This is a genomic window from Psychrobacter sp. TS_SC_6 (assembly GCF_056156305.1).
Map to the genome: position 1 here is coordinate 614,804 of NZ_CM149590.1, position 21,749 is coordinate 636,552.

The 21,749-nt window shown below is 41.7% G+C and carries 32 protein-coding genes; 28 read left to right on the forward strand and 4 right to left on the reverse strand.

Annotation, left to right across the window (positions count from 1 at the left end):
- The first annotated feature begins 2 nt into the window (after window positions 1-2).
- From rpsC to rplQ, 21 genes are all read left to right on the forward strand, one after another.
- Window positions 3-731, forward strand: a complete 729-nt coding sequence (gene rpsC, locus AC0J5Y_RS02645; RefSeq protein ID WP_475131411.1) for a 30S ribosomal protein S3 — start codon at window positions 3-5, stop codon at window positions 729-731.
- 3 nt (window positions 732-734) lie between these two features.
- Window positions 735-1,148, forward strand: a complete 414-nt coding sequence (rplP, locus tag AC0J5Y_RS02650) for a 50S ribosomal protein L16 (protein WP_011512855.1) — start codon at window positions 735-737, stop codon at window positions 1,146-1,148.
- On the forward strand, window positions 1,148-1,345 hold the full coding sequence (gene rpmC, locus AC0J5Y_RS02655; RefSeq protein ID WP_011279794.1) for a 50S ribosomal protein L29: 198 nt from the start codon (window positions 1,148-1,150) through the stop codon (window positions 1,343-1,345). The genes rplP and rpmC overlap by 1 nt, the downstream gene beginning before the upstream one ends.
- Window positions 1,342-1,617 (forward strand): 30S ribosomal protein S17, encoded by a 276-nt coding sequence (gene rpsQ / locus AC0J5Y_RS02660; RefSeq protein WP_011512856.1) that lies wholly within the window; start codon window positions 1,342-1,344, stop codon window positions 1,615-1,617. The genes rpmC and rpsQ overlap by 4 nt, the downstream gene beginning before the upstream one ends.
- 181 nt (window positions 1,618-1,798) lie before the next feature.
- Window positions 1,799-2,167: a 50S ribosomal protein L14 gene (rplN, locus tag AC0J5Y_RS02665; protein WP_010196702.1), complete on the forward strand. Its 369-nt coding sequence runs from the start codon at window positions 1,799-1,801 to the stop codon at window positions 2,165-2,167.
- Between the two features lie 8 nt (window positions 2,168-2,175).
- A complete protein-coding gene (rplX, locus tag AC0J5Y_RS02670; protein WP_011512857.1) occupies window positions 2,176-2,493 on the forward strand; it encodes a 50S ribosomal protein L24 in 318 nt (105 codons plus the stop codon).
- 21 nt (window positions 2,494-2,514) lie between these two features.
- The gene (gene rplE / locus AC0J5Y_RS02675; protein ID WP_011512858.1) at window positions 2,515-3,051 is read left to right on the forward strand and encodes a 50S ribosomal protein L5; all 537 of its coding nucleotides are present in this window, start codon (window positions 2,515-2,517) and stop codon (window positions 3,049-3,051) included.
- 12 nt (window positions 3,052-3,063) lie between these two features.
- The gene (gene rpsN / locus AC0J5Y_RS02680; RefSeq protein WP_011279798.1) at window positions 3,064-3,369 is read left to right on the forward strand and encodes a 30S ribosomal protein S14; all 306 of its coding nucleotides are present in this window, start codon (window positions 3,064-3,066) and stop codon (window positions 3,367-3,369) included.
- An 11-nt stretch (window positions 3,370-3,380) separates the two neighbouring features.
- Window positions 3,381-3,779 carry a 30S ribosomal protein S8 gene (gene rpsH / locus AC0J5Y_RS02685; protein ID WP_475131412.1) on the forward strand — a complete coding sequence of 133 codons (399 nt, stop codon included), beginning with the start codon at window positions 3,381-3,383 and terminating at the stop codon, window positions 3,777-3,779.
- 174 nt (window positions 3,780-3,953) lie between these two features.
- Window positions 3,954-4,487 carry a 50S ribosomal protein L6 gene (gene rplF, locus AC0J5Y_RS02690; RefSeq protein ID WP_011512860.1) on the forward strand — a complete coding sequence of 178 codons (534 nt, stop codon included), beginning with the start codon at window positions 3,954-3,956 and terminating at the stop codon, window positions 4,485-4,487.
- Window positions 4,488-4,498: 11 nt separating this feature from the next.
- Window positions 4,499-4,849: a 50S ribosomal protein L18 gene (rplR, locus tag AC0J5Y_RS02695; protein WP_011279801.1), complete on the forward strand. Its 351-nt coding sequence runs from the start codon at window positions 4,499-4,501 to the stop codon at window positions 4,847-4,849.
- 2 nt (window positions 4,850-4,851) lie between these two features.
- A complete protein-coding gene (gene rpsE / locus AC0J5Y_RS02700) occupies window positions 4,852-5,376 on the forward strand; it encodes a 30S ribosomal protein S5 (protein WP_238049160.1) in 525 nt (174 codons plus the stop codon).
- Window positions 5,377-5,396: 20 nt separating this feature from the next.
- Entirely contained in the window at window positions 5,397-5,576 is a 180-nt protein-coding gene (gene rpmD, locus AC0J5Y_RS02705; protein ID WP_011512861.1) for a 50S ribosomal protein L30, read from the forward strand.
- Window positions 5,576-6,016, forward strand: a complete 441-nt coding sequence (rplO, locus tag AC0J5Y_RS02710) for a 50S ribosomal protein L15 (protein WP_475131413.1) — start codon at window positions 5,576-5,578, stop codon at window positions 6,014-6,016. Before rpmD ends, rplO begins: the two co-directional genes overlap by 1 nt.
- 19 nt (window positions 6,017-6,035) lie before the next feature.
- Window positions 6,036-7,367: a preprotein translocase subunit SecY gene (gene secY, locus AC0J5Y_RS02715; protein WP_475132061.1), complete on the forward strand. Its 1,332-nt coding sequence runs from the start codon at window positions 6,036-6,038 to the stop codon at window positions 7,365-7,367.
- A 32-nt stretch (window positions 7,368-7,399) separates the two neighbouring features.
- On the forward strand, window positions 7,400-7,516 hold the full coding sequence (rpmJ, locus tag AC0J5Y_RS02720; protein ID WP_011279805.1) for a 50S ribosomal protein L36: 117 nt from the start codon (window positions 7,400-7,402) through the stop codon (window positions 7,514-7,516).
- Window positions 7,517-7,773: 257 nt separating this feature from the next.
- Entirely contained in the window at window positions 7,774-8,130 is a 357-nt protein-coding gene (gene rpsM, locus AC0J5Y_RS02725) for a 30S ribosomal protein S13 (protein WP_011512864.1), read from the forward strand.
- Between the two features lie 20 nt (window positions 8,131-8,150).
- Window positions 8,151-8,540: a 30S ribosomal protein S11 gene (gene rpsK, locus AC0J5Y_RS02730; RefSeq protein ID WP_010196728.1), complete on the forward strand. Its 390-nt coding sequence runs from the start codon at window positions 8,151-8,153 to the stop codon at window positions 8,538-8,540.
- A 48-nt stretch (window positions 8,541-8,588) separates the two neighbouring features.
- A complete protein-coding gene (gene rpsD / locus AC0J5Y_RS02735) occupies window positions 8,589-9,230 on the forward strand; it encodes a 30S ribosomal protein S4 (RefSeq protein WP_011512865.1) in 642 nt (213 codons plus the stop codon).
- Between the two features lie 81 nt (window positions 9,231-9,311).
- Window positions 9,312-10,319 (forward strand): DNA-directed RNA polymerase subunit alpha, encoded by a 1,008-nt coding sequence (locus tag AC0J5Y_RS02740; RefSeq protein WP_011279808.1) that lies wholly within the window; start codon window positions 9,312-9,314, stop codon window positions 10,317-10,319.
- A gap of 19 nt (window positions 10,320-10,338) precedes the next feature.
- Window positions 10,339-10,698, forward strand: a complete 360-nt coding sequence (rplQ, locus tag AC0J5Y_RS02745; RefSeq protein ID WP_011279809.1) for a 50S ribosomal protein L17 — start codon at window positions 10,339-10,341, stop codon at window positions 10,696-10,698.
- 121 nt (window positions 10,699-10,819) lie between these two features.
- On the opposite strand, the gene AC0J5Y_RS02750 is transcribed toward rplQ, so the two are convergent.
- Complete coding sequence (locus AC0J5Y_RS02750; RefSeq protein WP_475131414.1) at window positions 10,820-11,437, reverse strand: L-threonylcarbamoyladenylate synthase; 618 nt, start codon at window positions 11,435-11,437, stop codon at window positions 10,820-10,822.
- Between the two features lie 234 nt (window positions 11,438-11,671).
- On the reverse strand, window positions 11,672-12,442 hold the full coding sequence (locus tag AC0J5Y_RS02755; RefSeq protein WP_475131415.1) for an elongation factor P hydroxylase: 771 nt from the start codon (window positions 12,440-12,442) through the stop codon (window positions 11,672-11,674).
- Window positions 12,443-12,616: 174 nt separating this feature from the next.
- On the opposite strand from AC0J5Y_RS02755, the gene AC0J5Y_RS02760 reads away from it, so the two are divergent.
- The 6 genes from AC0J5Y_RS02760 to lysM all read left to right on the forward strand — a co-directional run bounded on the left by AC0J5Y_RS02760 (window position 12,617) and on the right by lysM (window position 17,242).
- Window positions 12,617-13,210 carry a YceD family protein gene (locus AC0J5Y_RS02760; RefSeq protein ID WP_475131416.1) on the forward strand — a complete coding sequence of 198 codons (594 nt, stop codon included), beginning with the start codon at window positions 12,617-12,619 and terminating at the stop codon, window positions 13,208-13,210.
- Between the two features lie 336 nt (window positions 13,211-13,546).
- A complete protein-coding gene (rpmF, locus tag AC0J5Y_RS02765) occupies window positions 13,547-13,729 on the forward strand; it encodes a 50S ribosomal protein L32 (RefSeq protein WP_011512869.1) in 183 nt (60 codons plus the stop codon).
- 480 nt (window positions 13,730-14,209) lie between these two features.
- Entirely contained in the window at window positions 14,210-15,178 is a 969-nt protein-coding gene (gene fabD / locus AC0J5Y_RS02770) for an ACP S-malonyltransferase (protein ID WP_475131417.1), read from the forward strand.
- On the forward strand, window positions 15,169-15,903 hold the full coding sequence (gene fabG / locus AC0J5Y_RS02775; protein ID WP_226939375.1) for a 3-oxoacyl-ACP reductase FabG: 735 nt from the start codon (window positions 15,169-15,171) through the stop codon (window positions 15,901-15,903). Before fabD ends, fabG begins: the two co-directional genes overlap by 10 nt.
- A 313-nt stretch (window positions 15,904-16,216) precedes the next feature.
- Complete coding sequence (gene acpP, locus AC0J5Y_RS02780) at window positions 16,217-16,453, forward strand: acyl carrier protein (protein ID WP_062533650.1); 237 nt, start codon at window positions 16,217-16,219, stop codon at window positions 16,451-16,453.
- A gap of 282 nt (window positions 16,454-16,735) precedes the next feature.
- Window positions 16,736-17,242: a peptidoglycan-binding protein LysM gene (gene lysM / locus AC0J5Y_RS02785; protein ID WP_475131418.1), complete on the forward strand. Its 507-nt coding sequence runs from the start codon at window positions 16,736-16,738 to the stop codon at window positions 17,240-17,242.
- 104 nt (window positions 17,243-17,346) lie between these two features.
- On the opposite strand, the gene queG is transcribed toward lysM, so the two are convergent.
- Window positions 17,347-18,564, reverse strand: coding sequence for a tRNA epoxyqueuosine(34) reductase QueG (gene queG, locus AC0J5Y_RS02790; protein ID WP_475131419.1), 1,218 nt, complete (start codon window positions 18,562-18,564; stop codon window positions 17,347-17,349).
- A 167-nt stretch (window positions 18,565-18,731) separates the two neighbouring features.
- On the opposite strand from queG, the gene AC0J5Y_RS02795 reads away from it, so the two are divergent.
- Window positions 18,732-20,504, forward strand: a complete 1,773-nt coding sequence (locus AC0J5Y_RS02795) for an NAD(P)H-hydrate dehydratase (protein ID WP_475131420.1) — start codon at window positions 18,732-18,734, stop codon at window positions 20,502-20,504.
- 48 nt (window positions 20,505-20,552) lie between these two features.
- Here AC0J5Y_RS02795 and AC0J5Y_RS02800 read toward each other — a convergent pair whose 3' ends face one another.
- Window positions 20,553-21,041: a DUF4124 domain-containing protein gene (locus AC0J5Y_RS02800; RefSeq protein ID WP_475131421.1), complete on the reverse strand. Its 489-nt coding sequence runs from the start codon at window positions 21,039-21,041 to the stop codon at window positions 20,553-20,555.
- Window positions 21,042-21,749: the final 708 nt, after the last annotated feature.

The window sequence follows — 21,749 nt, forward strand, 5'->3', positions numbered from 1 at the left end:
TTATGGGACAAAAAGTACATCCAATCGGAATTCGTCTTGGTGTTGTAAAAAAGCATAACGCAAACTGGTATGCTAGCCCTAAACAATACTCAGAATACCTTATTAACGACATTCAGGTTCGTGAATATCTGCGCAAGAAACTAGATAGTGCTATGATTAGCAAGATCATGATTGAGCGTCCTACTGGTGCTGCTAAGATTACCATCGCCACTGCGCGTCCTGGTATTGTGATCGGTAAGAAAGGCGAAGATATTGAAAGACTTCAAAAAGAATTGACCAAAATTATGGGCGTACCTGCTCAGGTCAACATTGAAGAAATCACCTCGCCTGATCTTGATGCTCATTTGGTAGCGGAAGGTATCGCAAGTCAGCTTGAGCGTCGTGTTATGTTCCGCCGTGCTATGAAGCGCGCAGTTCAGAACAGCATGCGTTCTGGTGCTAAAGGTATTAAAGTTGAGCTGTCTGGCCGTCTTGGCGGTGCTGAGATTGCTCGTACTGAATGGTACCGTGAAGGTCGTGTGCCACTGCATACACTACGCGCTGATATCGACTATTCGTCAGTACGTGCGGAAACCACTTACGGCACTATCGGTGTAAAAGTTTGGATCTTCCGTGGTGAAATCCTTGACGGTATGAACAGTGTATACAATCCCGTTAAAGAAGAGCAGGCTCGTGCGCCAAAACGCCGTGGTCGTGGAAACGGAAACCGTCGAAACACAGACAGAGGTTAAACTATGTTACAGCCAAAACGTACCAAGTTTCGTAAAATGCACAAAGGTCGTAACACAGGGCTCGCTCATCGTGGAAGCACCGTTGCATTCGGACAAATTGGTCTAAAATCTTTGACTCGTGGTCGTATGACTGCCCGTCAAATTGAAGCAGCACGTCGTACCATCACTCGTAAAATTAAGCGTGGCGGTAAGATTTGGATTCGCGTTTTCCCAGACAAACCAATTACCAATAAACCATTAGAAGTACGTATGGGTAAAGGTAAAGGTCCTGTAGAATATTGGGTATGCGAAATCAAACCTGGTAAAATACTATATGAACTTGAAGGGATTTCAGAAGAGCTTGCTCGCGAAGCGTTAACGCTTGCTGCAGCTAAACTGCCCTTTAAAACTACCATTGTTAAGCGGACGATAATGTAATGAAGATCAGTGAATTACGTGATAAATCATTAGAAGAACTGACCCAGTTACTTGATGAAAAGCAACTTGATGCTTTCCGTATTCGTATGGCTAAAGCAACTGGTCAGTTGGGGAATACCCATGAAGTACGTGTCAATCGCCGTGCGATTGCTCAGCTTCAGACTTTGATTAACGAGAAACAACGAGGCGACTCATGAGCGATAACAATCAAGCAACGACCAATGCTAGTGTTCTGACAGGACGAGTTGTCAGTGACAAGATGGACAAGTCCATCACGGTTTTGATTGAGCGTCTGGTTCGTCATCCTTTGTATGGCAAACAGCTTCGTCGTTCTACTAAAATCAAAGCACATGATGAGAATAATGTTTGCCAACAAGGCGATCTTGTCCGCATCAAAGAAACGCGTCCAATCTCAAAAACCAAGTCTTGGACTTTGGTTGATGTGGTTGAAAAAGTAGAAAAAATCTAAGTAAATTGCATTAAAAGCCAGAAGCTGTTAAAATAGCTGCCTTTTTAAGGATACTGATTGCGCCGAGCGTATATCACTCACATTAAGAGTAGCAGCGGTTATTAATATTAAAATGCCGACTACTCATACTGTGCTAGCGGCAGCAACTGGTTTTTATTGCTCATACGTGTGGAGTAACGCTATGATTCAGGTTGAATCTATGCTGGAAGTTGCAGATAATAGCGGTGCAAGACGAGTTCAGTGCATTAAAGTACTGGGTGGCTCTCATCGTCGTTATGCATCAGTTGGCGACATTATTAAAGTAACGGTTAAAGAAGCCATTCCTCGTGGTCGTGTTAAAAAAGGCGACGTGATGAATGCGGTAGTTGTACGTACCAAAAAAGGCGTTCGTCGTCCTGATGGTTCGGTATTACGTTTTGACGACAATGCTGCGGTATTGCTGAACCAAAACAAAGCGCCGATTGCAACTCGTATTTTTGGACCGGTAACTCGTGAACTACGTGGTGATCAGTTTATGAAAATTGTATCACTAGCACCAGAAGTATTGTGAGGTAATCCATGTCAAAATTACGTAAAGGCGATACAGTTATCGTGATTGCTGGGAAAGACAAAGGCAAGCAAGGTACTGTACAAGCTGTAAAAAACGATCGTATTAAAGTTGAAGGCATTAACATTGTCACTAAACATCAGAAGCCAAATCAGGCAACTGGCGTTGAAGGCGGCATTCTTAAGCAAGAAGCTTTTCTGCATATCTCAAATGTCGCAATCTTAAATGCGCAAACCCAAAAAGCTGATCGTATTACTTATCAGTTCGGCGAAGACGGCAAGAAACAACGCCTGTATCGTTCGAACGGTGAAGTAGTGGCGACTGCGTAAGACACTAAGGGTGTAATGGTAATGGCAAGATTAAAATCTTTATATAACGAAGAATTAAAACAGCAAATCAAAGAAGAACTTGGTTTGGCGAATGTGATGCAAGTGCCAAAAATCACTAAAATCACACTAAATATGGGTGTAGGCGGCGCGTCTCAAGACAAGAAATTGCTTGAAGGTGCTGTGGCTGATATGACTGCTATTGCTGGTCAAAAACCTGTAGTCACCAAAGCGCGTAAATCAGTTGCTGGCTTTAAAATTCGTGAAGAATGGCCAATTGGCTGTAAAGTAACGCTACGCGGTGAGCAAATGTACGAATTTTTAGATCGTCTCATTGCCATTGCAATTCCTCGTATTCGTGATTTCCGTGGTTTTTCTCCTAAAGCCTTTGACGGACGTGGTAACTACTCATTGGGTATCAAAGAACAAATCGTATTCCCAGAAGTAGACTTTGACAAGATTGATCGTATCCGTGGTATGGATGTGACAATTACTACGTCAGCTCAATCTGATGAAGAAGGTCGTGCGTTGCTTAAAGCTTTCGGCTTCCCATTTAAATAAGGTAAAGACGTTATGGCAAAGAAGAGCATGATTAACCGCGAATTAAAGCGCGAAAAAATGGTTGCTAAGTACGCTGATAAGCGTATCAAGCTAAAAGAAACTATCAGTGATATGACTGCAAGTGACGAAACTCGTATGGAAGCGATGCTAGAGCTACAAGCTTTACCACGTAACGCATCACCAGTACGTCTGCGCAATCGTTGTGCTATCACGGGTCGTCCTCATGGTTACTTCCGCAAGTTTGGCTTATCACGCAATATGCTGCGTGAGCGTGTCATGCAAGGCGATGTGCCTGGTGTTCGTAAAGCAAGCTGGTAAGGGGTAACTATATGAGTATGCAAGATACCGTTGGGGATATGCTAACCCGTATTCGTAACGCACAAATGGCTAATAAAGTATCGGTAGCAATGCCGAACTCTAAGCTACGCAAATCAATCGCTGATTTGTTGGTTAACGAAGGTTATGTTGCTAGCGCTGTTGTTACTGAAGAGAACAACAACAAAGCAACTTTAACCATCGTATTAAAATACTTTGAAGGCAAAGCTGTCATCGAAACGATTCAACGTTTTAGTCGCCCTGGTTTACGCCAGCACCGCGGTAAAGACGATATCCCTACTGTTAAGCAAGGTATGGGTGTTGCTATCGTATCAACCAGCCAAGGCATCATGACTGATCGTGCTGCACGCGCTGCTGGTATCGGTGGTGAAGTCGTCGCATTTGTAGCGTAAGCTACACGACGATAAAGTCTATTTGACGCTGTTAGGCTTCTATCAATGTGGTAGTGATAAATTATTTAACATTGTTAGGTGTCTAACGCGGTCAACTATGCTAAACTAACACGCTTTTTAGCCTGTTAGTTTTTTCGCTAATAAAAGCAAGTTAATTTTCTAAGGAATATTCCTATGTCTCGTGTGGCTAAAGCCCCAGTGACGCTGCCAAACGGCGTAAGCGTTACTTTGAACGATCGGCAGGTCGAAGTTAAAGGCAAGAACGGCAATATGTCTTTACGCCTGCATGAATTGGTCGAGCTGAAACAGGAAGATGATGCAATCATTTTCTCACCTACAGTCGATTCAAAAGAAGCGATGATGCATACTGGCACCATGCGCTCTTTATTAAATAATTTAGTAATAGGCGTTAACGAAGGCTTTGAAAAACGTCTTCAGTTGATTGGTGTTGGTTATCGTGCTCAAGCTGCTGGTAATAAAGTAACCCTAAATGTTGGTTACTCACATCCAGTAGAATATACGTTACCTGAAGGTGTATCAGCTGAAACCCCAACGCAAACTGAAATCGTTTTAAAATCAAACGATAAGCAGCAGCTTGGACAGGCAGCAGCCGATATCCGCGGTTTCCGCCCACCTGAGCCTTACAAAGGTAAAGGTATTCGTTATAGTGACGAGCATGTGATTCGCAAAGAAGCCAAGAAAAAATAAGGTGAGTTGAAATGTTTGATAAAAAAGCAGCTCGTCTACGTCGAGCTAAGAAAACCCGCGCACATATCCGTTTTTTGGGCGTTCATCGTCTAACGGTTAATCGTACGCCAAGACACATCTATGCCCAGATTATCTCTCCGAACGGTGGTGAAGTGATTGCTCAGGCATCTACCTTAGACAGCAGCTTGCGTTCAGGCGCGACTGGTAACGCTGATGCAGCGACGTCTGTAGGCCAAATGATCGCAGAACGCGCAAAAGCAGCTGGCATTACTAAAGTTGCCTTTGACCGTAGTGGTTTTAAATATCATGGTCGAGTAAAAGCTTTAGCTGAAGCTGCTCGCGAAAACGGATTGGAGTTTTAATCATGGCTAGAAATGATAAAAATGATAAAAATGATAAAAATGAACAGACTGACGGTCTAGTAGAACGCTTAGTTACCGTTGATCGCGTTGCAAAAGTTGTTAAAGGTGGTCGTATTTTCTCTTTCACTGCGTTGACCGTAGTGGGTGATGGCAATGGCCGTGTTGGTTTTGGTCGCGGTAAAGCGCGTGAAGTGCCAGCTGCTATTCAAAAAGCACTAGAAGCTGCTAAACGTAATATGATTACTGTTGAGCTAAATGATGCAACTTTGTATCATCCGATCAAAGCACGTCATGGTGCTAGTAAAGTCTATATGCAACCTGCATCTGAAGGTACTGGCGTAATCGCTGGTGGCGCAATGCGTGCTGTATTAGAAGTTGCTGGTGTCAAAGATGTTTTGACTAAATGTTATGGTTCTACCAACACTGCTAACGTTGTTCGTGCAACGTTTAACGGTTTACGTGATATGTCAACTCCAGAAAAGATGGCAGCAAAACGTGGTAAATCTGTAGACGAAATCTTGGGTTAACTTAGACTAGGTGAGTTACGATGAAAAAAATGAAAGTCACTCAATTCAAATCGGGTGCCCATCGCCTCAAGAGCCACAAAGCATGCTTGAAAGGATTGGGTTTACGCCGTATTAATCATTCTGTTGTAGTAGAAGACACTCCTTCAACTCGTGGTATGGTCAATCGCGTTAACTACTTGGTAAAAGTGGAGGAAGCGTAATGGGTCTTAGATTAAATGAATTATCACCAGGTGTTGGCGCAAAGAAAACTGCCCAACGTCGTGGTCGTGGTATCGGTTCAGGCCTTGGTAAAACTGGTGGTCGTGGTGTAAAAGGTCAGAAATCTCGTTCAGGTTCTAGCATACGCTCAGGATTTGAAGGTGGTCAAATGCCTTTATATCGTCGTCTACCAAAATTTGGTTTTACCAGTAAAATGGCTATGACGACTGCTGAAGTTCGTCTGTCTGAACTGAGCCAAATTGAAGGCGATGTCGTTAGTATTGAAACTTTGAAAGCTGCTAACCTTATCCGTCGTGACATGAAGCGTGCGCGCGTTATGTTGTCGGGTGAAGTCACTAAAGCTTATACTTTTAAAGGTATCAAAGTGACTAAAGGCGCTAAGCTAGCAATCGAAGCTGCTGGTGGTAGCATCGAGGAGTAGTAACGTGTCAAAGCAATCAATGTCATCGACTGGTATACCGCTGAATCCTTTTGCCTTTATACGTAAGTATGATGAGCTATGGACGCGTTTGTTATTCTTAATCGGCGCATTGATTGTTTATCGTTTTGGGTCGCATATTCCGGTACCGGGTATCAATCCGGTTAATTTGGCTGATCTGTTTTCGCGCAACGAAAATACCATCCTGAGCATGTTTAATATGTTCTCAGGTGGTGCACTAGAGCGTATGTCCATTATGGCACTTGGTATTATGCCATATATCTCAGCATCGATTATTGTACAGATGATGTCTGCGGTAGTGCCATCGCTAGAAGCCCTCAAGAAAGAGGGTGAAGCGGGACGACGTAAGCTAAACAAGTATACCCGTCAAGGGACACTTGCATTAGCTTTAGTACAGTCATTAGGAATGTGTGCTGGCTTAATCAGCCAAAATCTTACTTTATCTTCTGGTCTGACTTTTTATATTCCAGCGGTTACTTCATTGGTAGCTGGTGCTATGTTCTTAATGTGGCTTGGTGAGCAGATTACAGAGCGCGGCGTAGGTAATGGTATCTCAATGCTCATTTTTGCGAGTATTGTGGCTGGTACGCCAGGTATGATTTCGCAGTCTATTGAACAGGTCAACCAAGGTCAGATGAACTTGATCGTCCTCTTTATCTTTGCACTGTTAGGTATCGCGGTTACTGCGGGTATCGTTTATATTGAACGTGCTCAGCGCCGTGTGCCTGTCAATTATGCACAGAAACAACAGCAAGGTCGCAAAATTTACGCTCAGCAGCAGTCACATTTGCCGCTTAAGCTAAATATGGCAGGGGTTATTCCTGCTATTTTTGCCAGTTCTTTATTATTGTTTCCTGCAAGTTTGGGGCAGTGGGTTGGTCAATCGCCTGATCCGACTTTTACGCAAAAGATATTGCAAAATATGGCATTGGTGTTGTCCCCAGGACAGCCGCTGTATCTCGTTCTATTTGGCGCAATGATTATCTTTTTCTGTTACTTCTACACGGCATTGGTCTTTAGTCCGCGCGAAGTTGCTGAAAACCTTAAACGTAGTGGTGCGTATATCCCAGGTATTCGCCCAGGACAACAAACTCAGCGTTACCTTGATCATGTATTAAACCGATTGACCTTTATTGGCGCGATGTATATGACGGTTATTTGTTTAATGCCAATGGTCGTTCAGTCATCATTTGGTGTGCCGTTTCAACTTGGTGGTACGTCGTTACTGATTATGGTGGTTGTGGTGATGGACTTCATCTCGCAAATCCAAGCGCATTTGATGACCCATCAATATCATGATCAGACGTTAATTCAATCGCCCACTCAACCTTAAATGAGCGGTACGATATCTCAAAGGAGTATGCTATGAAAGTTCAAGCATCAGTTAAAAAGATTTGTGGTAGCTGTAAAGTTGTGCGCCGTAAAGGCCGTGTACATGTAATTTGTACCGCAGAACCTCGCCACAAGCAACGCCAAGGTTAATAGTTTAAGCAAGTCAGTCTTAAGTGATTGGCTTGCTTATTAAATTAATACTTGAAAAATGACGGCGGATGCGATATCATCCGCCACTTGCCGTAGTTTATGCAAAATCTTTTATGAAACGATCAATGAATAGATTGGTTTACCAACTCGAAGCAGCGATAATAATTATAAAAGCTTTAGTATTGACAGCAACAAATCTGAAAAATAACACCTTATTTTAATGAATAAGGGTATTTTTCTTTAATGGAGAGAAATCAATGGCTCGTATTGCCGGCGTAAACATTCCGGATAATAAGCATGCTGTTATTTCACTAACTTACATCTTTGGTGTAGGTCGTACCACTGCTCAGAAAATCTTAGAAGCAGTTGGCATTGCCCCTAGTACTAAAGTCAGTCAGTTAGATGATACACAGTTAGATGCTATCCGTGCACAAGTTGCAGAATACATGACTGAAGGTGATCTTCGTCGTGAAGTGTCAATGAATATCAAGCGCTTGGTTGATCTTGGTTGTTACCGTGGCATCCGCCATCGTCGTAACTTGCCAGTTAGAGGTCAAAACACCAAGAACAACGCTCGTACTCGTAAGGGTCCGACACGCCCTCTCAAAAGATAATTAACTTAGGAAGCTAAAAGATGGCAAAAGACACTCGCAGTCGCAAAAAGGTGGCTCGTCGTTCAGTATCGGAGGGCATTGCCCATATCCATGCGTCTTTTAATAACACCATTGTTACGATTACCGATCGTCAAGGTAATGCATTGGCTTGGGCCACTTCAGGTGGACAAGGCTTCCGTGGTTCACGTAAATCTACACCATTTGCAGCTCAGGTTGCAGCTGAAGTCGCTGGTAAAGCGGCTCAAGAATATGGTGTTAAGAACATCGATGTTTTGGTCAAAGGACCAGGACCGGGTCGTGAGTCTGCGGTAAGAGCACTAGGTGCATTGGGTTATAAAGTCAACAGCATCTCTGATGTAACCCCAATCCCACACAATGGTTGCCGTGCGCCGAAAAAGCGCCGCGTCTAATATTAAAGACGAAGCTTTTTATAATAGAAGCTTATAGGAGACATAACAATGGCCCGTTATATTGGACCAAAACTCAAATTATCACGTCGTGAAGGCACTGACTTAGGTCTTAAGTCTGGTGTTAAACCATACGACGTAAAAACGAAAAAATCGGCTCGTCCACCAGGTCAACATGGTGTTAGCCGTAACAAAAGCTCAGAATACTCTCTACAGTTACGTGAAAAACAAAAAGTTAAGCGTATCTACGGTGTATTAGAGCGTCAGTTTGCAAATTACTACAAAGAAGCTGCTCGTAAACGTGGTGCTACAGGTGAAAACTTGTTAGCAATGCTTGAGAGCCGTCTTGATAACGTAGTATATCGTATGGGCTTTGGCTCTACGCGCGCTGAAGCACGTCAGTTAGTTAGCCATCGTACTGTTATGGTGAAAAAAGCTGGCCGTGATGAGTTTATTCGTGTGAATATTCCATCAATTCAGTTGCAAGATGGTGATGTCATCGCTATCCAAGAGAAGTCTCGCGAGCAATTACGTATTAAAAACGCAATTGAGCTGGCTACCCAACGTGGTATCCCAGAATGGCTAGATGTTGATCACAGTAAGCTACAGGGCACGTTCAAAAAAGCGCCTGATCGTATTGATCTACCTGCTGAAATCAACGAAAGCTTAATCGTTGAGCTATACTCTAAGTAAGTAACGTACTGCTCGATGCTGTTCACACGGCATTGAGCAATTAACGTTAATTAAACCAGTTTAATAAATCGAGGTGACATCATGATGCTAAATGCAACTGAGTTTCTAACGCCGAACGCCATCAACGTGGATACGGTTAATGAAACGATTGCGAAAGTCACGCTCGAACCGTTAGAACGCGGCTTTGGGCATACCTTGGGTAATGCCTTACGTCGCATCTTGTTATCTTCATTACCTGGTGCTGCAGTCATTGAAGCTGAGATTGATGGTGTTGACCATGAATACTCAACGCTTGAAGGACTACAAGAAGACGTGCTTGATTTGCTTTTGAACTTAAAAGGCTTAGCAATCACCCTTCATGACCAAAATGAAGTATTTTTGACCTTGGATAAACAAGGTCCAGGCACTATTACTGCTGCAGACATCACGTTACCGCACAATGTAGACATCATCAATCCAGAATTGGTATTGGGTACATTGAGTGACCGTGGTCATCTAAAGATGCGTTTGCGCGTAGTAATGGGTCGTGGATATGAGCCAGCAAACCAGCGCCGTGAAGATGGTGATACTAAAGCGATTGGACGCTTGAAGCTTGATGCAAGTTTTAGTCCTGTGCTTCGTGTTGCTTATCAGGTTGAGAACGCACGTGTAGAACAACGTACCGATCTTGATCGTCTTATCATTGAGCTTGAAACAAATGGCACTATAGATCCAGAAGAAGCAATTCGTAAAGCAGCCACTATATTACAACAACAGATTTCTATCTTTGTTGACCTAGAAGCTGAAGAAGCGCCTGAGCCTGTGAAAGAAAAAGAAGAGGTTGATCCGGTGCTATTACGCCCTGTGGACGATCTTGAACTAACGGTTCGCTCAGCCAACTGCTTAAAAGCTGAAAACATTTACTATATCGGTGATTTGGTACAGCGTTCAGAGACTGAACTTCTAAAAACCCCAAATCTTGGTAAGAAATCATTGACAGAAATCAAAGACGTACTAGCGTCTAAAGATTTGGAGCTTGGTATGCGCCTAGATAACTGGCCACCAGCTGATTTACGTGTTGATGATCGCTTTTCTTATCGTAGCCGTTAAACTTTAAGGATTTTTGACTATGCGCCATCGTAAGAGTGGAGTCAAGCTGGGTCGTACCGGCAGTCATCGTAAGGCAATGTTTCAGAACATGACCAACTCATTATTTGAGCATGAACTGATCAAAACAACTTTACCAAAAGCAAAAGAGTTACGTCGCGTTGCTGAGCCATTGATCACTATGGCTAAAGAAGACAGCGTAGCTAACCGTCGCTTGGCATTTAGCCGTATGCGTAGCAAAGCTATGGTAGGCAAATTATTTGGTACTCTTGGTCCTCGTTACCAAGCTCGTCCAGGTGGTTATTTACGTATCGTAAAATGTGGTTACCGTGATGGTGACAATGCGCCTATGGCTTATGTAGAATTGGTTGATCGCGACTAATTTTATTATAACCAAAATATGTACATAAAAAAGCTCCAATTCAATTGGAGCTTTTTTTCGTTTAGATTTTTATATGAGTGTTAGGGGAGTGCCTATTTAAACACTTACGGTATGTCAATATCTATAGCAATGAGCTTACATCAGCAGCACCTTGCCGAATGATTTCTGGCTGGCTACTAGTCATATCGACGATGGTCGTAAGTTTGGTGGTTTTAATGCCAGCATTAATCAGCCCATCTATCTGATTGCCTAATAATTCTTCGATCTCGAAAGGGTCGTCTAATATATCATCACGATTTGGCAGTATCAACGAGCTGGTTAAAATAGGCTCATCCATCGCTTCTAATAAAGCTTGAGCGATAGCATTACTTGGAACACGAATACCAATGGTTTTTTTCTTCGCATGTGCCAGCTTCTTAGGGACATCTTTAGTCGCGTTTAAAATAAAGGTAATTGGTGCTGGTGTATGCGCTTTGAGCTGTTTAAATTGGACATTGTCTACTGCAGCATAATTCGCAATCTCACTTAGATCACGGCAAAGTAGGGTAAATTGATGTTTATCATCAAGTGCGCGTATTTGTTTTAGTTTTTCCAAGGCATCTTTTGCGCCCAAGCGACAGCCGAAAGCGTAACTGGTATCAGTCGGATAAATAATCAATTGATCTTTACGTAGTAAATCCGCTACTTGATCAATCAGCCGTGGCTGTGGATTTTCTGGATGAATATAAAATACTTGCATAATAATTCCTTCTTTTATAATTATTAGAGTTTGGTTATTGAGCAGATGGTGATGATAAAATTTGTGTAAGATTGCTTTGCTAGCGCTTAAAGTACGACGTTATCTAGCAGTATAGCGTAAAATAAATATAAGTTTATGGGCAAGGCGTTAACGTGAGTATAAAATCGTTAATAATAGCCAATCGTATAATGATTTTTAATGACAATAATAAAAATCTTATATTGTAGGCTTTAGTTAAGATAAGGCGCAGATAGTGAGTAAAGCTTGTAGCAAGGTTTTAGCATCAGAGGGTAGGGTATCTGGTTTAGTAATATATGTTTGAACTTGTTGATAAACATCTTTAGCAAATGTACTGCCACTGGTATCAAAATCTGCAAATAGATTGTCTTGTGATACTTGAAAAGGTCGTCCACAAGCTAACGTAAACAAACATTCTATAGCTTGTGGCTTAACCTCAACACGTTCAAATGCCTGCTGCTGAGCCGCCGTACGCCCGTCGGCTGCATACCAATAGCCAAAGTCAGGGAGTCGTCTACGTTGCGGACCTGCCATACAAAAATGGCTGCACTCGTGCAATGCACTGGCAAAAAACCCATGAGCAAACTCAATTCTTGCAGGTCGATTGTCTTCTGCTGGGAAGTATTCTGGTTCGCCCATACCGCGTACCAATACAACGTTTTTGCTGCTAAATAAATAATCAAATAATGATATTAACCAGTCCGTTATTGCTTGTTCACTATCTTCAGCTAAAGGTTTAGCAGGGAAAATAAGCTCAGTTAAATCATATTGAGTAAATTCTTTAGAGATTTGAGTAGATTGTCGGTTAGCCAAATATTGCCATTGTAATGACAGTTTTTTCAATGAGGCATCTGCCTCAGGATCGATACTGTGTTCAGTAGGATTTGTTTTCTGACTTTGTAATTCATTCAAACGGTGTAATAAATTTTTGGCATCAATAGTAGATAATAAATTGGAAAAATCAGGAGAAACGGTAGGCGATATCATAAATAAAACTTTAATCAAGTAAAGGATGATAGAGCAGGATGTCCTATCTCTCTAGGTAAACAATGATAAGGAAACTGCCAAAAAATATTAACATACTAGCGCTAGCGCAACAGGACGCTTTCCGTTAGTATGGCAGGCAATATTATACACCGTTTTTGATCAATGAGGCCGCGTATGTCAAGCACCCAAGATAAAAAGCCGTCAGCCCTTCATACTAGTAAAGTACAAGTGCCTAAGCCCATCAGCATGCCTGATAACATCTCTTTAAATAAGTGGGAAGACACTGGCTTTGAATGGGCAGGTGAAGAAGCTCCCAGCTCTTTTGAGCGTCTTGCGACTCTTTTAGCTAGTGAGCATGAACAATCAAATATTGTGCTAAATACCACTCTGTATCGTCGTAACAATGTACTGCATTTGGCTTTCACATTGACTGGTGAAGTTTGGCTAACTTGCCAGCGCTGTCTGCAACCGATTGCTATTGATTTGGGTGATGAGTATGATATTGCGCTTCTTGATAATGAAAGCCAAATACGCCTAGTTAATGAAGAGCAAGATTATTTATTGCTAGACGAAATTGTCATTGAGCAATCGCCAGAACGATTATTGCCCTTTAAAAAATTAGTAGAAGATGAGATTTTACTCAAAACGCCAATGGCGCCAAAGCATGACGATTGTGAGATGAGCGTTGACCAGTTCGGTGAAATACCTGAAGAAGAGGAAACAGAAAATCCTTTTGCTGCTTTAGCCTCTTTGAAAGGTAGTTTATAATACTATAGACGGCATTTATAGAAAGTATGTTTATAGAAACTATGTTCTATGATATTTTTGCCAGCTTTGTGCAGAAGAGTGAAAAGCAGGGCTTTATTAATCCTTTAAACATGCGTATAATGTCCCGTTTATTGCATTCTAGCAATCTGCTACTGGCAGAGAGACGCTAACCTTGCAGACTAACTATAGATTTTAGACGTAATCAACACTTTAATACGTGGCAATCTATTTAACTAATGATGCGTAAGACTTAGGTTGTTGTGATTATATAGCCTCTGTCAGTGTCGATTAAAGCTGAATTTCAAGCTTATCCCTTTTAAGTATAGGAGCTATATCATGGCCGTTCAAAAAAGTCGTAAAAGTCGTTCACGTCGTGACATGCGCCGTTCACATCATCGTATGGAAATCGCTGAAATAAGCGTTGATGCTACTACTGGTGAAAAACATCGTCGTCATCATATGACCAAAGATGGTTTTTATCGTGGTCGTCAGTTGTTTAAAGTAAGTCAAGACGCTTAATTTATTGTTATTTAATGACTGTTAAAGATGATGGTGGTTTTTATGACTGTCGATATTCTTTATCACGCTATTATTCAGCAATTGGTTTGAGCTAATGAAAGCCAAGTTATTTCGCTATCATATATTATGTGGCTAGATAACTTGGCTTTTTGCTATGAGTTTTTCAGTAATAGTTTTTAGTACTGTTTATTGACTATTAGCTGTTGACGGCCGTTTTAACACATCGGTTATGAAGAATTAGCTATTTTAGCGATCTAGTATAAGTCACATCAAAGGATTTATCGAAGCGAGACAAATAATTAACTTTTTAGCAGCTTTGTTAATTACCGATGTCAGTGTATAGTTTCATAAGAGTATGCTGTCTTAAAGGACTAGTGATAGTAATTGCTCTATAAAATTAATATCCTATTATAGTCTTTAACTCTACGATTAGCCCCATTCACGCTAGGGGTGTTTCCAATCAAATAAGGAATATTGGTTATGGGCTCTGTACCCGATATGATAAAAAAACAACCAACGCGTATTGCAATACTGTTTCCTGGGCAAGGTTCACAAATAGTCGGTATGACAAGCGAGCTTGCTGATGCCTATCCTGAAATTCTTGAAACCTTTACTGAAGCAAGTGCGGCACTAGGCGAAGATTTGTGGGCAATCTCTCAAGATGAAGAAAAACTTAATCAAACGCAATATACACAGCCTGCGTTATTGACCGCTAGTATCGCTATTTGGCGCATTTTACAACAAAAAATAAAAGATAAGCCTTGTTATCTAGCTGGTCATTCTCTTGGCGAATATAGCGCCCTTTGCGCAGCTAACGTGCTGTCACTTGCTGATGCCGTGAAACTGGTACATAAGCGTGGTCAATTGATGCAAGACGCTGTAGTAGGTATTGATACGGCGATGGCAGCAGTACTGGGTTTGGAGGATCACCGAGTCGAAAATTTGTGTGAGCAAGCAACCGAGCATGTAGATGATGCGATTGTTGGCGCTGCAAACTTTAATAGCCCAGGGCAAGTGGTGGTTTCTGGTAATGCTGCAGGCGTTAATGCAGTCATTGATAAAGTACAAAATACTGGCAAAAGAGCCATTCCATTAAAGGTAAGTGTGCCGTCACATTGCGCTTTGATGGAGCCGGCTAGTATCGCATTGGCAGCAGAGCTTGCCGCCATTAAGTTTGATCAAGCAACGATTCCTGTGATTCAAAACCGTCATGCACGTGTTGAAACCAGTGCGGCAGGTATCAAAGAGGCATTAACCGAACAATTAAGTCAGCCAGTACTATGGTCAAAAACCATGCAAGAGCTGGCAGATAAACAAATTAATATTTTAATTGAGTGTGGTAGTGGTAACGTCTTGAGTAATTTGGCGAAGCGTCAAGCGCATCCCATTATAAGCTATCCGACTGACAAGCCCGCTCGTCTAGATAAATTGCTGGAGGTATTATCATGAGCCGTACGATCACATTAGTCACAGGCGCAAGCCGCGGTATTGGCAAAGCTGTGGCCAAACGCTTTGCTAAAGAAGGACATTTCGTCATTGGAACAGCGACCACCGAAAAAGGTGCTGCACAGATTGATGACTATCTAAATGATAGTGGCGGTATTGGTCGTGTTTTAGATGTACGCGATACTGCACAGATTGACAAGCTTTTTGAAGAGATAGAAAGCGTTTATGGTGCTGTTCAAGTATTGGTAAACAATGCTGGTATTACTCAAGATGGCTTATTAATGCGTATGAAAGATGAGGATTGGGACAATGTGATAGATACCAATCTAACTTCTGTGTATCGTATGAGCAAACGTGCTATCCGCGGTATGATGAAAGCCCGCCGTGGTCGTATTATCAATATTACCTCTGTGGTTGCTCAAATGGGCAATGCCGGTCAATCTAACTATGCGGCGACTAAAGCTGGCGTAGAGGGTTTTAGCCGTACGCTCGCGCGCGAAATTGGCTCACGTCAAGTAACCATTAACTGTGTTGCGCCAGGTTTGATTGAAACAGACATGACTGATGAGCTTGATGAGCGTTTATTGAACTCGATGTTAGATGCTGTACCTATCAGCCGTCTTGGTCAGCCAGAAGATATCGCTGCTGCTGTACTGTTTTTAGCCAGTGACGAAGCCAGTTATATCACAGGTGCCGTTCTGCCAGTCAATGGCGGCATGTATATGTAGCAGTTTGCTGTCGGATTGTACCTAGGTGTGATATCACTTAGTGCCGAATACCAAGCGTTACATACTTATAATAAAAAACTGTGTGAACGAGTGTAAACTATAATAAAGGGTGCTATAATGTCGAATACTTTTAAGTCAAAGCCCTGTATGATAGCAAGGCTTTACTAGATATTAGTACAGAATGTATAACTTGTTATAGTACACTCAGATGGCCATATGGATCTGAAAATCCCATTTATATACAATGCTGTAGTAGCTAAAAACGCAACTATGGTAGTTTGTCAAAATAATAGATCAAAAAGGAGAAAACTACATGAGTAATGATACCGAGCAAAGAGTTAAAGCTGCCGTAGCTGAGCAACTAGGTATGAATATTGAAGACATCAACAACGAAGCTTCATTTATGGAAGACTTAGGCGCTGATTCACTGGATTTAGTTGAGTTGGTTATGTCATTTGAAAGCGATTTTGGCATCACGATTCCTGATGAAGATTCAGCGGAATTAACGACTGTTCAAAAAGCAATCGATTACGTACAAGCACAGCTATAATTAGCGACTTGCTCAACAGGTTCGATATGACCGCTTATCTTAATTGATAAGTGGTTTTTTTATGTTTATTATTTCTCTTTATATTTATTTCGAGCATAAATCTCTTCTTTATTAACAATTACGTTAACATTGGCTACGCCAAATCAACATTACTCAACATACTCTTACTATTCATCGTTCATACCTTTGCTTATACTCATCATGGTAAGCAAAAAAAGGTGGTAACCGATATAAGTTACTATCCGAACAATAATAACTAATAATATTTTAAGGAGCAGTTACATGGGTATGTTCAGTTTTGCAAAGGACATTGGTGATAAGATTTTTAATCGTGATGACGCCAAGCATGATGCTAAAGTAGAAACCAAAGCAGATGCCAAGACACCAGTACAGAGTACTGAGCCTTCAGCGCAATCAGTAGCCAATATTTTACTTCGTCGTATTCAGCAGCAAAATCTAACTATCAGCGATTTGAAAGTTAAATATAATGGGTCAACTGATACTGCAGAGATTAGCGGTAAAGCTAAGACTCAAGCTGATCGCGAAAAAGCCATTATTGCAATCGGTAATGTACAAAACGTGGCCAAAGTCATTGATAATATCGATATTGAAGAGCAATCACCTGAGTCAACGATGTACACTGTAAAATCTGGTGATAGCTTATCTAAAATTGCAAAAGATGCTTATGGTTCAACTGGCGATTATATGAAGATATTTGAGGCCAATAAGCCGATGTTATCTGATCCAGACAAGATTTATCCGGGTCAAGTATTGCGTATTCCCAAGTAGCCATATCGTTCAAGTATTAACATACTATGTAATTAAGATATGACTTACGAAAAACACCTCTTTTAAGGGGTGTTTTTTTTATTTAGAAATATCAAATCAGACCGCTATTGGTTAATAGATACAATATCCAATTTATCATGCTGTTCGGCGATTGCCCAATTTATATGCTCATCAAGCATGTCATTATGACGTTCCAGTTGTGCATGTAATGCTTCAATGATTTCTTGACTAGCAGTGGCATTGCCAAGACCAATGGCGATATTACGTAAAAAATTTACATAACCCGTGCGTCTAAGCGGGCTACCTTCGGTCTTTTTCATAAACTCTGCTTCTTGCCATTGCCACAACTCCAGCAGACTGCTGCTATCAAGGCGATGCCTTGGTGCAAAATCCTCTACAGGCGTCAGATTGGCGTAACGGTTCCATGGGCAAATCAGCTGACAATCATCACAACCAAAGATACGATTGCCAATAGCGCGGCGGTATTTTTTATCAATAACACCGTCATGTTCAATCGTAAGGTAAGAGATGCAGGCTGAGGCATTCAGCTCATAAGGGGCGACAATGGCTTGAGTGGGGCAAATATCAATACAGGCACTGCAACTACCACAATGCTCTTTAATTGGCTCATCGTCAGGTAGTTCAAGGCTCATAAAAAGCTCTCCGAGTACAAAGAACGAGCCAGCTTGTTTGTTTATCAGTAATGTATGCTTGCCAGTCCAGCCAAGACCCGCAGCATCAGCAATCGGTCGCTCAAAGATAGGAGCTGAGTCGCTAAAAGGTCTAAAAATAAAATCTGTGTCAGCGCCAATATCTAGATGGCGCCACTCAGGAAGCATCGTCTCAATCTTTAATGCCAGCTGCTTTAGGCGACTACGCATGATTTTATGATAGTCGCGCCCTCGAGCATAACGCGCAATGATACCTTGATTAGGATAATCATTGTCAGTCACAGTACGTGGTGTTGGGGTTTGAGTCAGATAGTCCATACGTACACTGATAATGGTTTTTGCGCCTTCTACCAGTTGCTCAGGGTGCGCACGAAGATGATGATTGCTGTGCATAAACTGTAATTGTGCTTCATAGCCTTTTGCTAACCACAGCTTTAACTGTTCAGTCTGCTTAACAAACAAAGGGTGATGTACCGATAAAAAGCCACAATCTGCAAACCCTAAAGATTGGGCTGTCTCTTTAATCCATTGCTTAACCTCCGCGGTGGTAACAAATATGGGCGACTGCTTGACAGCAATCTTCTTAGCAGAGATGCTAGTAGGGGGTGATGGCGGCTGTGCTTGAGAGTTTGTTTGAGATTTATTGCTCATATCTGACGATCAATGATAATGTGAATGGGGATATGATAAGCCAGTGAGCGAAGAGCGCAAGTATCAATGTGAATAAAACCATGTTTAGATAAGTATATTCACTTTGATATATAGTCGAGTTATTTAAAAAGTCACCCAAACCTTATAAGAAGAACCGAGGGTCAGCCATGCCAACGTCAAATGAATTTTCAAGAAAATCTACCATGTCTGTTGCGCTATACAGTAGTGAGCAGCTTTATGCGATAGAACAAGCATGGTTTGCACAAGGCAATAGTAGCTTTGCTCTAATGCAACAAGCGGCTTGGCAAATGGCACAGCATATTGAGATACTTTATGAAAAAAAATGTCTAAGTAAGCAGGTATCCGAGCAGGGGATAGTATCTCGTTCTAATACTAGTCTGCGCCGTGCCAGTATTTGGGTCGGAAAAGGTAATAATGGCGGTGATGGCTGGCTTATCGCCTATTATTTACAGCAAAGGGGCTGGCAAGTACAAGTCATAGCAGTGGGATTTGAGAAACAAGATTTTGTTATAAGAGATAATATAGAAAGTTCTGATAAAGATAATAGAAATCCAATTACTGACGCAGCAAAGGCGTTACAGCTGGCACTATCTGCTGGTTGTAAATATCTACCTTTTAAAACCAGCGATGATAATGTTTGTGATACACGCAGCACAGCGCTGCTGGCAGATGTTTATATCGATGCGATATTTGGTATCGGATTCAATCGTGCACCAAGTAATCTGTATCAGCAAGCAATTTGTACTTTCAACGAAGCAGCAAAGCATACTAAAGCATTGGTCATCGCGGTTGATGTCCCAAGTGGCTTGGTTGCCTCTACTGGTCAGGTATTTGAGCGTGTTGCGATAGCTGCAGATGTGACCTTATGTCTGATCGCACGTAAATTTGGTCTACATACCAAAGACGGGCTTGATTATAGCGGCGCCGTGATTGATATACCGCTGATACCTCATCTAGCAAATGATAACGCACTTATTCCTATCGCTACCTTTATTAATTCGCCTTATCGATTAAAGCCTCGTTGTCAAAACAGTTATAAAGGCAGCTATGGGCATGTATTAATCATCGGTGGTAACCGTATCGATGGCTCACAAGGCATGGGCGGCGCTGCCATATTATCGGCATCGAGCGCGATGGCAGCAGGCACTGGTAAAATCACAGTTGCCTGTCACAAGGCATTCCATGGAGCATTATTAACCTCACTCCCAGATGCAATGAGCATGGATTTGCATGATAGCAAAGGAGTCAAGTGCCTGATTAAAGAAGCCAGTGTGATTGCTATTGGCATGGGGCTAGGTCGTGACAATAAAGCAAAATTGCTATTCATTGAATATCTGCAGGCTGCGATAGCAGCAGGTAAGCCCATAATTATTGATGCCGATGGTCTTTATCATTTGGCTTCATTGCATCGGGAAAACCATATGCTGATAGCCGAGCTGAAGACACATAGCAAGACTTATCAGGTGTGTTTGACGCCGCATAGTGGGGAAGCTGCTAGGTTATTAAATAAAACAGTAGCTGAGATAGAAAATGATAGATTGGCTGCAATAACAGAATGTGCAGCAATTTATGGCGGTGACTGGGTGCTAAAAGGGGCAGGGTCGTTAATTCTGGAGCAGCAATCAGCGCAAGCGCATGTTTATGTGTGCGGTGTGGGCAATGCTGGCATGGCGACCGCTGGTATGGGTGATGTACTTGCAGGCGTAATTGCTGGACTATTGGCACAGGAAGATTTAAAACATGAACTACGCACCCTGCACCAAGCAGTCATTATTCATGGATTAGCAGGCGATGTTTTGGTCAACCGGACGGATAGTAACAATGATAATTTATTATTAGTGGGGCAGCGAGGTCTACAAGCTCAAGATATGTCAGCAGCTATCTGTCATGTGATGCATCTCATAACAGACAGTCTTTAACGATTTAATTTTACCTTAGCTAAACGTGTTTAAACATCAAATTGAAGATTAGCTACAATACTGGGTAATGGCTTGTTGAACCCGTTCACGCTTAAGCTCAATCTCACGACCATCTAGATATTGACGTTTGCCATTGGCATCCATCTCATAAATACGTCCGCCCACATTTAGATTGGTTAAATTATTGCGTAATGATTGACAACGCTGGGCATTCGCTTGGGCTTCTTGCTCTTTGATGCGTGCTTCTAATTGGGCAACGCGCTGTTCTTCTGCGCTTTGCGGCGCACTTTGATCGGCTTGGGTTTTACCTGCCAGCTGTCCAGCATTGCTCTGTCTACCATCACTACGAAACTCGATAACTTTGATATTCCTACCATTTTGCGGCGCATATTGGCTGTACTTGACTTCACCATGTGCGCCAATAGATTTGTATACCTGAATGGCATGAGTGGCGCTCATTGGTAGCATGAACATACACGCAGTGCTGACACTGATAAGTAGTTTGGCAGCAGTGCTTATCGTAGACGCTTGTGCCATAGTAACAGCCCTCTTAATGGGTAAAAAATACAGCTATCGTTCAGTTAAGCATAAAGGTTAATAGGATCGATAACAATATAAATACATAATGGCTTGATTCTAGCAAATAATACTTATGAATGTACATTGTTTAATAACCAATAGTTGGGGATAGGGTTTAGAAGTTTTTCTTGACAATAGCTCACAAACCATCGAATATAATAGCAGTTGATTGGTCAGTGAGCGGCTTTTATGATATTGCCGTGGCACTTGAAAATAAGGACTACGGGTTGCTTATCGGTAGCTTGCTTAGCCTTATTATCTTTGTGACAATGATATAAAATAAATAGCGCTTGTAACAATGCTATTCAAATCTATATTATTGTCTCCGGACTTATCTGTCTACAATGACTAAGATAAACTTATTATTACTGTGTCTCGTAAGATTTTGCTGTTGTAAAAATAGAGTGTCATGTGTGTTTTAACATCTCCTCATCAAACAGGTTATAAGATTTCGTACTCATATAGCATGATATAAGCGATAAAATATAAGCCTTGAGATTTGTTCTATCATTCTGTATCTGTCTATTTGTCATTAGCGCAACCTTGTATGCACTACAAATAATAAGCTTCTTTTATAGATGCACTCGCATCTCGTCCCTGTATATCGATAAAATCCTGTCGCAAAGCTGACCTTAAATATATTGCTATTTTTGAGTAATATGCTGT